The organism is Mesorhizobium sp. M8A.F.Ca.ET.208.01.1.1 (assembly GCF_004791315.1).
Classification (GTDB): Bacteria; Pseudomonadota; Alphaproteobacteria; order Rhizobiales; family Rhizobiaceae; genus Mesorhizobium.
Map to the genome: position 1 here is coordinate 509,763 of NZ_SRUT01000003.1, position 13,954 is coordinate 523,716.

At 63.5% G+C, this 13,954-nt stretch carries 11 protein-coding genes; 7 read left to right on the forward strand and 4 right to left on the reverse strand.

Features of this window, described 5'->3' with window-relative positions; translation table 11 throughout:
- Positions 1 to 25 precede the first annotated feature (25 nt).
- Positions 26 to 1,963 (forward strand): 1-deoxy-D-xylulose-5-phosphate synthase, encoded by a 1,938-nt coding sequence (gene dxs, locus EN851_RS19170; protein WP_189521884.1) that lies wholly within the window; start codon positions 26 to 28, stop codon positions 1,961 to 1,963.
- A 148-nt stretch (positions 1,964 to 2,111) separates the two neighbouring features.
- The gene (locus EN851_RS19175; RefSeq protein ID WP_127873112.1) at positions 2,112 to 2,405 is read left to right on the forward strand and encodes a hypothetical protein; all 294 of its coding nucleotides are present in this window, start codon (positions 2,112 to 2,114) and stop codon (positions 2,403 to 2,405) included.
- Here the strand turns inward: EN851_RS19175 and EN851_RS19180 are convergent.
- Positions 2,402 to 2,803, reverse strand: coding sequence for a GFA family protein (locus EN851_RS19180; RefSeq protein WP_127873113.1), 402 nt, complete (start codon positions 2,801 to 2,803; stop codon positions 2,402 to 2,404). The genes EN851_RS19175 and EN851_RS19180 overlap by 4 nt on opposite strands.
- Before the next feature lie 172 nt (positions 2,804 to 2,975).
- Here EN851_RS19180 and EN851_RS19185 point away from each other — a divergent pair, with 172 nt between their 5' ends.
- The 3 genes from EN851_RS19185 (at position 2,976) to EN851_RS19195 (ending at position 7,607) form a co-directional block, all read left to right on the forward strand.
- A complete protein-coding gene (locus EN851_RS19185; RefSeq protein WP_127873114.1) occupies positions 2,976 to 3,740 on the forward strand; it encodes a TlyA family RNA methyltransferase in 765 nt (254 codons plus the stop codon).
- Positions 3,737 to 4,972, forward strand: a complete 1,236-nt coding sequence (locus tag EN851_RS19190; protein WP_135929841.1) for a class I SAM-dependent RNA methyltransferase — start codon at positions 3,737 to 3,739, stop codon at positions 4,970 to 4,972. Before EN851_RS19185 ends, EN851_RS19190 begins: the two co-directional genes overlap by 4 nt.
- Positions 4,973 to 5,129: 157 nt before the next feature.
- Positions 5,130 to 7,607: a caspase domain-containing protein gene (locus EN851_RS19195; protein WP_135929842.1), complete on the forward strand. Its 2,478-nt coding sequence runs from the start codon at positions 5,130 to 5,132 to the stop codon at positions 7,605 to 7,607.
- 142 nt (positions 7,608 to 7,749) lie between these two features.
- Here EN851_RS19195 and EN851_RS19200 read toward each other — a convergent pair whose 3' ends face one another.
- The 3 genes from EN851_RS19200 to EN851_RS19210 form a co-directional block, all read right to left on the reverse strand.
- Positions 7,750 to 8,391, reverse strand: coding sequence for a transglutaminase-like cysteine peptidase (locus tag EN851_RS19200; protein ID WP_189343685.1), 642 nt, complete (start codon positions 8,389 to 8,391; stop codon positions 7,750 to 7,752).
- Between the two features lie 397 nt (positions 8,392 to 8,788).
- Positions 8,789 to 10,201, reverse strand: coding sequence for a metalloprotease TldD (gene tldD, locus EN851_RS19205; RefSeq protein ID WP_135929843.1), 1,413 nt, complete (start codon positions 10,199 to 10,201; stop codon positions 8,789 to 8,791).
- 171 nt (positions 10,202 to 10,372) lie between these two features.
- Positions 10,373 to 10,933, reverse strand: coding sequence for an invasion associated locus B family protein (locus EN851_RS19210; protein WP_135929844.1), 561 nt, complete (start codon positions 10,931 to 10,933; stop codon positions 10,373 to 10,375).
- Between the two features lie 259 nt (positions 10,934 to 11,192).
- Between EN851_RS19210 and coxB the strand changes: the two genes are divergently transcribed.
- Positions 11,193 to 12,209 carry a cytochrome c oxidase subunit II gene (gene coxB / locus EN851_RS19215; protein ID WP_189521886.1) on the forward strand — a complete coding sequence of 339 codons (1,017 nt, stop codon included), beginning with the start codon at positions 11,193 to 11,195 and terminating at the stop codon, positions 12,207 to 12,209.
- Positions 12,210 to 12,247: 38 nt separating this feature from the next.
- On the forward strand, positions 12,248 to 13,900 hold the full coding sequence (gene ctaD / locus EN851_RS19220) for a cytochrome c oxidase subunit I (protein ID WP_127279327.1): 1,653 nt from the start codon (positions 12,248 to 12,250) through the stop codon (positions 13,898 to 13,900).
- Positions 13,901 to 13,954 lie beyond the last annotated feature (54 nt).

Sequence of the window (13,954 nt, forward strand, 5' to 3'; positions counted from 1 at the left end):
CGCCGGCCGGCGGCCTATCCCGCCGATGAACAGAAAGTCTGGGCCCAACGTGAACGCAACGCCGCATACGCCGCTTCTCGACAGGATTCGCATCCCGGCCGACCTGCGCACGCTGGCCGAGAGCGAATTGCCGCAACTGGCATCCGAGCTGCGCGCCGAACTGGTCGATGCCGTGTCCCGCACCGGCGGCCATCTTGGCGCCGGCCTGGGCGTGGTCGAACTGACAGTGGCGCTGCACTATGTTTTCAACACACCCGATGACCGGCTGATCTGGGATGTCGGCCACCAGGCCTATCCGCACAAGATCCTGACCGGACGCCGGGACCGCATCCGCACCTTGCGCCAGGAAGGCGGCTTGTCGGGCTTCACCCGCCGGGCCGAGAGCGAATACGACCCGTTCGGCGCCGCCCATTCCTCGACGTCGATATCGGCCGGCTTGGGCATGGCCGCCGCCCGCGACCTCTCAGGCGGCCGCAACAATGTCATTTCCGTCATCGGCGACGGCGCAATGTCGGCCGGCATGGCTTATGAGGCGATGAACAATGCCGGCGCGCTCGATGCCCGGCTCATCGTCATCCTCAACGACAACGACATGTCGATCGCACCGCCGACCGGCGCCATGAGCGCCTATCTGGCCCGCCTGGCTTCCGGCAAGACCTATGTCGGCCTGCGCGACTTCGGCAAGAAGCTGACCTCCTACCTCGGCAAGCGGGCCGATCGCGCCATCACGCGGGCGGTCGAGCATGCGCGCGGCTACGTCACCGGCGGTACCTTGTTCGAGGAACTCGGCTTCTATCACATCGGCCCCATCGACGGTCATAATCTGGAACATCTGATTCCGGTCCTGAAAAATGTCCGTGATAACGGCAAGGGTCCGGTGCTGATCCATGTCGTCACCCAGAAGGGCAAGGGCTACGCACCGGCGGAAGCCGCCGCGGACAAGTATCACGGCGTCAACAAATTCGACGTCATCACCGGCGCGCAGGCCAAGGCGCCGGCCAACGCGCCGGCCTACACCAAGGTGTTCGCCGAAAGCCTGATCCAGGAGGGCCGCGAGGACGACCGCATCGTCGCCGTCACCGCCGCAATGCCGAGTGGCACCGGCCTTGACCTGTTCGGCGAGGTGTTCCCGTCAAGGACCTTCGATGTCGGCATCGCCGAGCAGCATGCGGTGACTTTCGCCGCCGGCCTGGCAACGGAAGGCTACAAGCCGTTCGCGGCGATCTATTCGACTTTCCTGCAGCGCGCCTACGATCAGGTCGTCCATGACGTCGCGATCCAGAAACTGCCCGTGCGTTTCCCCATCGATCGCGCCGGCTTCGTCGGCGCCGACGGCGCCACCCATTGTGGCGCGTTCGACACCACCTTCCTGGCAAGCCTGCCGGGCTTTGTGGTGATGGCGGCGGCCGACGAGGCGGAACTGCGCCACATGGTGCGCACCGCCGCCAGCTATGACGACGGGCCGATCGCCTTCCGCTATCCGCGCGGCAACGGCGTCGGCGTCGACATGCCGGAGCGCGGCTCGGTTCTCGACATCGGCAAAGGCCGCATCGTCCGGGAAGGCAGCAAGGTCGCCCTGCTGTCCTTCGGCACAAGGCTGCAGGATTGCCTTGCCGCCGCCGAGGAACTCGGCGCGGCCGGGCTTTCCACCACGGTTGCCGATGCCCGCTTCGCCAAGCCGCTCGACCAGGATCTGATCCGGAGGCTGGCTCGCTCGCACGAGGTTCTGGTCACCGTGGAGGAGGGCGCCATCGGCGGCTTCGCCAGCCACGTGCTGCAGTTCCTTGCCCAAGAAGGATTGCTGGAGAGCGGCCTGAAGGTACGCCCGCTGGTTCTGCCCGACGTGTTCGCCGATCACGCCAAGCCGGAAAAGATGTATGCCGACGCCGGACTCGACGCCGCCGGGATCGTGCGCACCGTTTTCACCGCCCTCGGCCACACGGTCCGCGCCCAGCGCGCCTGAATCAAAATCTGAACAGTCTGACTCAGTTTGCCGGCTTGATTTCATAACGCATTGTTAACGCTGCCGTTTGGCCTTTCGCTTACCGTGTCCCTTGGCCGTTTTTCAACGGCGCCCTGCTAGACAGCAGCCAGGCAGGGAGACAACGAAAATGAAGACGCTTCTGTGCGGCACGGCCCTCTTGGCCGTGATAGTGGTACCGGCTGCCGCCGAGACGCCCTACGACCGCAATCTTGAAAAGGCGGCGACAGGGATTGTCGCCGGCAAGATGGGCGGTATCCGCGGCGGCTTTTCCTACAAGCAGATGCCGCAGCTTGTGGTCGTGCCCAACGCCGCACCTCAGCCCGCTGTTACGACCGAGCATCCACGTGAACAGGCGTCGGGCAACCGGAACGATGGTCTGTCTCCGGCTATCGAGCGCCAGGTTCCGCGAACCATCTTCTAAAACCACATATCGCGCACGCAGCGACCATCGCGTGGCAAATCGTCGAAAGAGTCGAGGCCATCGAAATGGTCGATCGGCAGGTCGGCAACGGCTTCGGGTGGCGCCAGCCGCACATTGACGGCGATGCGTATTCGGCCAGAATCGCTGGCGCGCAAGCCGCGCCAGGCCAGCACACAGGCGCAGGTCGGGCAGAACAGGACTTCGAGCGACGGCGTGTCCTTTCCGGCGCGCCTATAGCTGGCCGTCGGCCCCGAAACGCGAATGCGCTCGTCGACATAATCATAGGCCCAGAGCGCGCCATAGCGGCGGCAAAGCGTGCAGTTGCAGGCGGTCACCGGGCCGGGATCGCCCTCCAGGGTCCAGTGGGTCGCGCCGCAGTGGCAGGTTCCCGTCAGCATTCGTTCTCCCCGGATTCCCCGATGGAGGCTGTCCCCGACGGCCATTTTGCCGGACCCGACGCGATGCGCGCAAGCCGCGGCTTGGCCCGCTGCTCCAGCCGTTCACGCACGACGTCACCCTGTTCCGTGTAATGTCCTTGCCTTCATCGCGGGCTTTCGCCAGAGAAGGCCGATGAATTCGCCTCTGCCAGCCAGCACACGCCAGCGGCTCGACGACCTGCTCGTCCAGCGTGGGCTGTTTGCCAGCCGTTCGCGCGCCCGTGACGCGGTCGAGCGTGGCACGGTGACGGTTGACGGCGCAATTGCCCGCAAGCCCGGCCAGAACGTTTCGCCGCAATGCCTCGTTGTCATCGACGATCCGGCGCAAGGCTATGTTTCGCGCGCGGCGCTCAAACTGATCGGCGGGCTAGACCATTTCGGCCTCGACCCCGCCGGCCGCGAGGCCCTCGACATCGGCGCCTCGACAGGCGGTTTCACCCAGGTATTGCTCGAACGCGGCGCGTCCCATGTCACGGCCATCGATGTCGGCCACGGCCAGATGCATCCTGATGTCGGCGGTGATCCGCGCGTAACCGTGATCGAAGGCCTGAACGCACGCGATCTCACCGCCGCCGATCTTGCCGGCCACAGTCCGGATTTCATCGTTTCCGACGTCAGTTTCATCTCGCTGAAACTTGCGCTGCCGCCGGCGCTTGCTCTTGCGAGGCCCGGCGCCGGCGCGGTCTTTCTGGTCAAACCGCAATTCGAGGCGGGTCGCGAGGCGATCGGCAAGGGCGGTCTGTTGAAGGACCCCTTCGATGCCGCCCGTGTCGCGGGCCTGCTGCAGGATTGGCTGGATGCCGTTCCCGGCTGGCGCTCGCTCGGCCTCCATCTGTCGCCGATCGAAGGTGGCGACGGCAATCGCGAATTCCTGCTCGGTGGGATCAAGGACCGATGAGCGCACGCTTCACAATACGAAAGCTCGGATCGCAGGGCGACGGCATCGCCGAAACCGAAAGCGGCGATCTGTTCATTCCCTTCACGCTGCCGGGCGAGACCGTCACCGCCGCGCGCGAAAGGGATCGCGCCACGCTGATGGCGGTGCTGGAGGCCTCGCCGCTGCGCGTCGACCCTGCCTGCCGCCATTTCACCGAATGCGGCGGTTGTGCCCTCCAACATTTCGAGACCGAAGCCTATCGCGGGTGGAAACGCGAAAAGGTGGTGCACGCATTGAAGGGCATCGATTGCGAGATTGGCGAACTGGTCGCCTGCGCGCCGCGATCGCGCCGCCGTGTCGTGCTTGCCGCCCGGCGCACTGAAACAGGCATGTTGCTCGGCTTCAATCGCCATCTGTCGCCGGAAATCATCTCGATATCCGAATGTCCGATCTCGCTGCCGGAGATCGTCGCCGCGCTCGGCCCGTTGAAGGCGCTGGCCGGATTGATATGTGCCACCACCAAATCATTCCGGATGGCGGTCACCGTGACGGCTTCGGGCCTCGACGTCGCGGCGCACGACCCCGGCAAGCTCGGCGAACACCAGCGCCGTATCGCTTCCAATTTTGTCATTGCGCAGGGCTTTGCCAGATTGTCCATCGACGACGAGATCGTCATCGAGCCGAGGAAGCCTGTCGTCATGTTCGGCAGCGTCGCGGTCGCCGTGCCGCCGGGCGCCTTCCTGCAGGCGACCGAGGCAGCCGAACAGGCAATGGCCGAGATCGTCGGCGGACATCTGAAGCGTGCGAAAAAGGTCGCCGACCTTTTTGCCGGTTGCGGCAGCTTCGCCTTGCGGCTGGCCGCGAAGTCGGAGGTGCACGCGGTCGAAGGCGATGCGGCCGCACTCTCGGCGCTCGACCGGGGTTCCCGCTTCGCGACCGGCATCAAGCGGGTGACGGGCGAACGCCGCGACCTGTTTCGCCGGCCACTGACGTTCAAGGAGTTGAACGCCTTCGACGGCCTTGTCTTCGATCCGCCGCGCGCCGGCGCCGAGGATCAGTCGAAGCAGATCGCCCGCTCGGATGTCCCGTTCGTTGCCGCGGTGTCCTGCAATCCGGTGACGCTGGCTCGCGACCTGCGCATGCTCATCGATGGCGGCTACAGCTTGAAAAGCGTGACGCCCATCGACCAGTTCCTGTGGTCTCCTCACGTCGAAGCGGTCGCCTTGCTGGAAAGGCCGAAGAGGCGGCGGTAGTTCACGACCGCCGGTTCGCAGGAAATTTCTGAAGCCTCTGTTCTTTCGACCAAATTGTGCCCTAAAGCCGCCTTTGTGCGGGTTCCTAATTTCGCATCTTTGGGAAACATTTCGGCCCATTCGCCGTTACTAATATGAACCGATGGCGATAACGGACATGCAGACCCTTCAGAAATTCACCGGCCTCATCATCGTTCTTATCTTTTTCGCGGTCAGCTCCTCGACCGGAGCCCTCGCGCAAGGTGAAAAGCGCTTGGCGTTCGTCATCGGCAATGGCGCGTATCAGGCCGGCGAGCTCGCGACCGCCGCCAATGATGCGGGCCTGATCGCGCAGACCTTGCAGGCGGCCGGGTTCGATGTGGTCGGGGCGCGCGATGTCGATCAGGAATCGCTGCGCGGCGCATTGCGCGATTTCCTCGGCAAGGTCTCCGCCGCCGGTCCCGACGCGATTGTCTTCGTCTATCTCGCCGGCCACGGCGTGCAGTTCGAAGGCGAGAATTACTACTTGCCGATCGATGCCCAGATTGCCAGTCCAGCCGACGTGCCGCTTCAGGCGATGCGGCTCTCCGATGTCACCAAATCGCTGGCCGGATTGCCGACGAAGGTCAACATCGTCGTGCTTGACGCGGCGCGGCCAAATCCCTTCCCGAAGTGGAAAGAGCCGCTGGCCGGCGGCCTTGCGTTGGTCGATCCCGACCCGAACATGCTGATTGCCTTCAACGCCGCTCCCGGAACGGTCGCGCCCGAAGGCAAAGGCCCCTACGGTGCCTATGCCCAGGCGCTGGCCGAGATGATACGCCAAGGCGGATTGTCGCTTGACGACGTGTTCGACCGCACACGATTGCGTGTCAACGAGGTGACGCAAGGTGCGGAAGTGCCGTGGAACGCCTCGAAAATCGTCACGCCTTTCGTCTTCTTCGACCGCGCTGCGGACGCGCCCGCGCCCAAGGTCTCGGAGGCCGACTCCCGGTCCAATCGAACCAGGGCGATCCGCGATTTCAATGCTCATGACGCCTATGTCGCGGCTCTCGATCGCGACACGATGCGCGGCTACGAGGATTTCCTCGTCACTTATCCACACGATCCGATGGCCAAGCGCGTGCGCGCCATCATCGCCGCGCGGCGCGAGGCGATCACGTGGCGTGAGACCTGGCTGCAGGACACCCCGGAAGCCTATTGGTCTTATCTGCGACGCTATCGGCATGGTCCGCATGCCTGGGACGCGCGCTGGCGGCTCGAGCATTTCGACGCTGCGCTGGAACCGCCGGAGGAATTCACCGTCTATGACTATGATTTGCCGCCGCCGCCGGAGGAGGAAATCGTCTACGTCGACAGGCCGGTGCTCTATTTCGACGATCCCGATTTCGACTTCGAGCCGCCACCGCCGATCGCGGTGATCTTCCTGCCGCCGCCGCCGCCGGAATTCGTCGTGTTGGAAGCGCCTCCGCCGCCGGTTGACGTCTTCGTCCTGCCGACACCGGTATTCGTGCCGATACCTGTGTTTATCAATCCGCCGCGTCACATCGTGCCGCCGCCGAACGACATCATCTTCAACAACATCCACAACACGACCGTCATCAACAACATCAACACGACGATCAAAAGCGAGACCATCAATCACAATGCTCAGGGTGGCCTCACGACAGGCCAGAAGACGGCCGGAGGCACGGTTGGGGCCGGCCCGGCTGCACTGGCGGCCAGGGTCGCGCTGCCGCCGCTGCTGAAAAAGAGAGTGGCCATGTCCGGTCAGGCCCCGTCCAATCAGCAACAGGGCGGCTTGCCGCCGAAGCCTGGCCAACGTGTGATACAGGGCCAGCAACCTGATGCCGCGACTCCGCTGTCGAAGACCTTGTCGACCGGTAAGCTTGAAACCGATCACGCCCTGCCAGGAGCCAACGGTAGAAAGCTGCCGCTCATCAACGGTAGGCCGGCGCTGAACGACGAGAATTTGCGCAGCAACAAGTCCAGGAAGCAGCTTGGCAAGCAAGGCATCGTAGGCCGCAACCAAGAGGCGACTGGAAATGCCGGTGCAGCTGTTACCGGAGAGCAGGGCACAGCTCGGCAGAACGGCAAGAAGTTCCGCAAGCTGCCGACCGTCAACGGTGCTCCGGCCGAAAATCGGCCTGGCGTGCAGGAGCGGCTCAGGAAGAACAATCCGGAGGTGTTCTCCAACCAAGGTCAAGGCCCGGCCAGCGGAAACGACAAGAGCAGGAAGCTCCGCAGACTGCCGACCGTCAACGGTGAGCCAACCGACAACGGACCGGGCGTGCAGAAACGGTTCAGCAGGAACAATCCGGCGGTGTTCTCCGACGAGAATCAGGGCTCCGCCAGCAGGAACGACAGGGGCAGGACGTTGCGCCGGCTGCAGAACAGCGAACAGGGGGCCGCCGGCCCGGAGGTTAACGTCCAGCGCAACCTCAAGATCAGGCCGAACGAGAATGCGCAGCGTCAGTTGAGACAGGAAAGGCCTAACGAGCAGGTGCTCCGGCCGCAGAGATCGGAGCCGAAGCCGGAATTCCGGGCGCAGCCGAGACAGCAGATGCAAGAGCGGCGTCTCCCGCAGGAGCAGCCGCCACAGCAGCTCAAGAAAAAGCCGTCTTGCGGAAAGCAGGGCGAACCGGCCTGCAACCAGTAGGCTGCCGCGGCCGGGAGTCGCCCTTTCCGTTCGCGGGGCGAACATCCTTGCTCGTTGCCAGACAGGGGGCCTCTGGTGTGGCGCATCAGCCCGTCAAAGGCGATCGCTCCGGCCGCTCAGATTACGCGCTTGGCGGCATCCGTCAGGTTTTCGGCGTGCCGCCTCGCTGGTTGACCGACTGCCAGACATTCGGATTCTGCTGCGACTGACGTTTCAGAAAGTAGTAGCCGGTCGCGTTCCAGGGCCTGATTTCGTCGACCATATTGTCGAGGACGAGATCGCCTTTGTCGGTTTTCACCGTCAGGATGGTGTGGCCCTCATTGTTGAGGTCGCGCACGACCGTCATCAGCAGCGCCTGTCTGGGAAATCCAGCCTCCTGAAGGAGCTTGCGTTTGTAGAGTGCGTAGATCTTGCAATCGCCCTTGCCGTCAACCGGGTAATCCCAATGGTCCGCCATTGTGCCCCAGTGATCGAAATTGCTGACGGGTTCGATGGCGCTGTTCGCCTTCTGATTTATCCGCTTGAGGATGCGGAGGTTCCGTGCTGTCAGCTTGACATTCGCGGCCGGCAGAGCGGGCACCTTGCACTCTTTTGGCCGGCGATGACAGAAGTCGATCCAACCGTAGGGGACGCTGGTGCTTCCACCCACGGCGGCGGCAGAAGATTGCGTCGATCGCGCCTTGAACCACGTCGACTGTGCTGCCGCCGGACTGGCTTGCAGCGCTGTCGCGCCAATCAACGAAACGAAGCCAAGCAGGAAAGACGAAGTCAGGACGGGCCGCATTGCCAAAACCACCACCGCAACGAGGAACTGGTGCTGCGTTCGTGCGCAAAAGGCAGCCCAAGCAGTCAAAGACCTAATAATGTCTTAATGTGGATTGTGTTCGCTTCAAGGTCGCGGCCGGGATTCAGGTTGGGAACGCCGGCAATAGCCTGTCGCTGAGAGAATACGCTCGACGAAGGCAGGCACCATCCGTGTCGCCGGCCGCTCGATCTGTTCGTCGAAACGGGAGGCCCAGCCGGCGCATTTCAGGTTGAGTTCGATCGTCAAGGCGTCGGCAGCGCGCCTCCTCGACCAACCCCGCCGCCGGCTAGACGCTGCCGCTCGTTTCTATCGCCACGAACAGGTCGAAATGCGTCACCGCTTCGCCGATTTCTTCCACGCCGAACGGCGCCGAGCCTCAAACCCGGGTGCCACCGACCGTCATCTGGTTCATCCTCAGATGCGGCTGGCCGACGCCGACCGGCACGCCCTGGCCGGCCTTGCCGCACATGCCGATGCCATTGTCGAGCTTCATGTCGTTGCCGACCATCGAGACGCGGTGCATGGCGTCAGGTCCGTTGCCGATCAGCATGGCACCCTTGATCGGCTGCGTCACCGTGCCGTTCTCGATCATGTAAGCCTCGGTGCAGCCGAACACGAATTTGCCCGACGTGATGTCGACCTGGCCGCCGCCGAAGGAGACGGCATAGATGCCGTTCTTGACCGAGGCGATGATCTCGTCCGGCTCCATGTCGCCCGAGGTCATGTAGGTGTTGGTCATGCGCGGCATCGGCTGGTGCGCATAGCCTTCGCGCCGGCCATTGCCGGTGGCTTTCATGCCCATCAGACGCGCGTTCTGCCGGTCCTGCATGTAGCCGACCAGCTTGCCGTCCTCGATCAAAACGTTGCGGGCCGAAGGCGTGCCTTCATCGTCGACGGTGAGCGACCCGCGCCGCTCGGCGATGGTGCCGTCGTCGACGACGGTGACGCCCTTGGCGGCCACCTGCTGCCCCATCAGGCCGGCGAAGGCCGAGGTCTTCTTGCGATTGAAATCGCCTTCCAGCCCGTGCCCAACGGCTTCGTGCAGCATCACGCCCGGCCAGCCGCTGGACAGCACGATGTCGAAAGTGCCAGCCGGGGCCGGGATCGCCTCGAGGTTGACCAGCGCCTGCCTGAGCGCCTCCCTGGCGGCGTGCTTCCAGCTGTCCTCGACCAGGAAGTCGCCGAACGCCTTTCGCCCGCCCATGCCATAGGAGCCGCTCTCCTGGCGGTCGCCATCGCCGACGACGACCGAGACGTTGACGCGGACCAGCGGCCTGATATCGCGCACCACCTGGCCGTCGGCGCGCACGATCTCGATATGCTGCCAGGATGCGGCGATAGAGGCCGTCACCTGGCGTACGCGTGGATCCTCGGCGCGCAGCCAGGCGTCGATTTCCTGCAGCAGCTTCCCTTTGGCCTCGAAGGACGGCGAGGGGATCGGATTCTCGTCGCCGTAAAGATGGCGGTTGGTGCGGGCGGGGGCCGCGGCAAGCGTGCCGGAATACCCACCCTTGACGGTCGACACGGCATTGGCCGCGCGCAGCAGCGACGCCTCGGACAGGTCGCTGGAATGAGCGTAGCCGCTGGCTTCGCCGGCGACCGCACGCAGGCCAAAGCCCTGGTCGGTGTTGAAATTGGCGGTCTTCAGCCGGCCGTTGTCGAACATCAGCGCCTCGCTCTCGCTGTATTCGAGGAAAAGCTCGCCGTCGTCGGCGCCCTTGATGGTGTCGGCGACGATCTGCTTGATGCGGTCGTCTGAAATGTCGAATTGGCCGATCAGGCTGTTCATGGCGCGTCCGTCCGTGGGATGATTGCTTCCCCCCGATGTAGGCGTGAAGCCGCGCCCGCACAATCGGCAATGAAGATCAGCGCCGACGAATGACACCGTCCGCTCGATGCAAGGCATGCGTCCGGGGTCGGCAAAAGCGGCGTCAAGGTCTGGTTCAGCGCGAGGCCGCGATCAGGGCAGGGCGGCGAAACCCTCGGCGAAACCCTTGAGGTCGACCGGGATGCCGATGCCTTCCTCAGGCGTCTGGAAGACGATGAACGTTGCCGACGTGCCGGTCTTCAGCGTGTCGAGCAGGGGCTTTTCGAGAATGACCTCGGCATAACACCCGTCCTGGAAGCAGCGCACGAAATAGGCGCGGCCGATGTCCTTGCCGTCGACGTTGAGACCGAGGCCGTTCGGCAACAGCACGCCGAGCGGCGCCAGCACGCGCAGGATCTCGGCCTTGTTGTCGGCGGTGCGCAGCACGACGACCGAAAGCCCCATCTCCGGACGGTCCTCGGCGACGACGTTCTGCATCATCACGCATTGTTCGGAGGTGGCGCCGGCCGGGGTGTCGCAGATGATCGACCATGCGCCATGCGTCGACTTGACCGTGCCGCTCGGCTGGGCCGCATTGGCTTGCCCGGCCACGAACAGACCGGCCGCGGACAGGACGGCGAGAAACACGGCGTTCGCCAGGGTTCTCGAAAGTCTCAGTCGCGTATGCCTCAGTCTCGAAAGCCAAGAGTTCATGACGGCTCCATTGCGAATCACGGCACTTTAAGCTGCGCCAATGCCAAGTAAAGGACCAGACCGCGGCCGGACTGTCCCGAAACAGGCAATACAGCGCTTTTCCCTGTCAAATTCGCCTGAATTACGACGCTCTGCGGGCTCCGCCAGCGTAGGGCGGACAGCCCGCCGAACATACGCGATTCGCCACCATCGCCATTGCCTTCGAAGAGCCATGTCAGCTTGCGCGCAAAAATGCCGCACGGTTTCGACCGCTCCTTTCTTGCGGAGGGAAAAAGAGTATGGTTTGAACCACCTTGAGACTGTCGGGATTCCCGTCCGGGCATTGTTCGTTATTCTCGTTGGCGCAGCCGCGAGGAACTGGGAGACGAAGAGGGCGATGAGAAATTTCCTAGCTGGCGCCAGGTTTCTAGCAAGTGCCAAGTTTCTGAGTGCTTGTGCCGCCGCCACGATTTTTGCCGGCACATCCGCCCAAGCCGACCAGCCCGTGGAGTGGGAGACCACCTTCCAGGCGCCGGCGACCGACATGATGCGGCAGATCGAGTGGTTCGGAAACTACACGATGTGGTTCATCGTTCCGATCACCATCCTGGTGCTCCTTCTCCTCGCCTACTGCATCGTGAGGTTTCGCGCGAGCGCCAACCCGGTTCCCTCCAAGACCAGCCACAACACGCTGATCGAGGTGATCTGGACCGTCGGTCCGGTCGTCATCCTGCTTTGCCTGGCCATTCCCTCGTTCCAGCTCTTGACCGCGCAATATACGCCGCCTGAAGAGGCCAAGCTGACAGTCAAGGCGACCGGCAACCAGTGGAACTGGGACTACGAATACCAGACCGACAACACGCTCGCCTTCAACTCCGCGATCCTCCAGGACGGCGACCGCGCCAAGGCCGGCAAGGAAGACCGCAAGGTCTATCCGCGCCTGCTCGCCGTCGACAACGAACTGGTGGTGCCGGTCAACACCATGACCCGCGTGCTCGTCACCGCGACCGACGTGATCCACTCCTTCGCCATGCCGTCCTTCGGCATCAAGATCGACGCCATTCCAGGCCGTACCAACGAGACCTGGTTCAAGGCGGAAAAGGAAGGTCTCTACTATGGCCAGTGCTCGCAGCTCTGCGGCAAGGACCATGCCTTCATGCCGATCGCCATCCGTGTCGTCTCGGATGCGCAGTTCAAGACGTGGCTGGCGGCAGCCAAGACCGATCTGCCGGGCGCCAACAAGACGCTCATGGCCGAGGTCGATGGCCAGAACAAAGTAGCGGCCGCCGGCAATTGATGCCGCGGTTTAGCAAGATTTAGGGAACGGAGCGGAACATGGCAGACGCTGCAGCTCACGACGGGCACGACCACAAGCCGTATCATGGCTGGGTGCGGTGGGTTTATTCGACCAACCACAAGGACATCGGTACGCTCTACCTGATCTTCGCGATCATGGCCGGTATCATCGGCGGCGCGCTGTCGGTCGCCATCCGCATGGAGCTGCAGGAGCCTGGCATCCAGATCTTCAGCGGCCTGGCGCAGATGGTCTACGGCATGAACGGTGACGCCGCGGTCGACGGCGGCAAAAGCATGTACAATGCCTTCGCCACCGCGCACGCCCTGATCATGATCTTCTTCATGGTCATGCCGGCGCTGATCGGCGGTTTTGCCAACTGGATGGTGCCGATCATGATCGGTGCGCCGGACATGGCGTTCCCGCGCATGAACAACATTTCGTTCTGGCTGCTGCCGCCGGCCTTCATCCTGCTGCTCACCTCGATGTTCGTGCCGAGTGCGCCGGGCGCCTACGGCGTTGGTGGCGGCTGGACGCTCTACCCACCCCTCTCGACCTCGGGCCAGCCCGGTCCGGCCATGGATCTGGCGATCCTGTCGATCCACATCGCCGGCGCCTCCTCGATCCTCGGCGCCATCAATTTCATCACCACGATCTTCAACATGCGCGCCCCTGGCATGACGCTGCACAAGATGCCGCTGTTTGCCTGGTCGGTGCTGGTCACTGCGTTCCTGTTGCTGCTGTCCCTGCCGGTTCTGGCCGGCGGCATCACCATGCTGCTCACCGACCGCAATTTCGGCACCACCTTCTTCGCTCCCGATGGCGGCGGTGATCCGCTGCTGTTCCAGCACCTGTTCTGGTTCTTCGGCCATCCGGAAGTCTACATCCTGATCCTGCCGGGCTTCGGCATCATCAGCCATATCGTCTCGACCTTCTCGAGGAAGCCGGTGTTCGGTTATCTCGGGATGGCTTACGCCATGGTCGCGATCGGCGCCGTCGGCTTCATCGTCTGGGCGCACCACATGTACACGACCGGCCTGTCGCTCGACACGCAGCGTTATTTCGTCTTCGCCACCATGGTCATCGCGGTGCCGACGGGCGTGAAGATCTTCTCCTGGATCGCAACGATGTGGGGCGGGTCGATCTCGTTCAAGACGCCGATGCTGTGGGCGCTGGGCTTCATCTTCCTGTTCACCATCGGCGGCGTCACCGGCGTCCAGCTGGCCAATGCCGGCCTCGACCGGTCGCTGCATGACACCTATTTCGTCATTGCCCACTTCCACTACGTGCTGTCGCTGGGCGCGGTGTTCGCCATCTTCGCCGGCTGGTACTACTGGTTCCCGAAGATGACCGGCTACATGTACTCGCCCGTCATCGCCAACACCCACTTCTGGGTCACCTTCGTCGGCGTCAACCTGATCTTCTTCCCGCAGCATTTCCTCGGCCTCGCCGGCATGCCGCGCCGCACCATCGACTATCCCGATGCGTTTGCGGGCTGGAACTATGTGTCGTCCATCGGTTCTTATATCTCGGCCGTCGGCGTCCTGATCTTCCTCTACTGCGTGTTCGAAGCCTTCCAGAAGAAGCGGGTGGCCGGCGCCAATCCGTGGGGCGAGGGTGCAACGACGCTTGAATGGCAGCTGCCTTCGCCGCCGCCCTTCCACCAGTGGGAGCAACTGCCGAAGATCAAGTAAGGCGGCTCTCCCTCGAATGCGAAACCGCCGGTCCGCCGGCGGTTTTGGCCAACG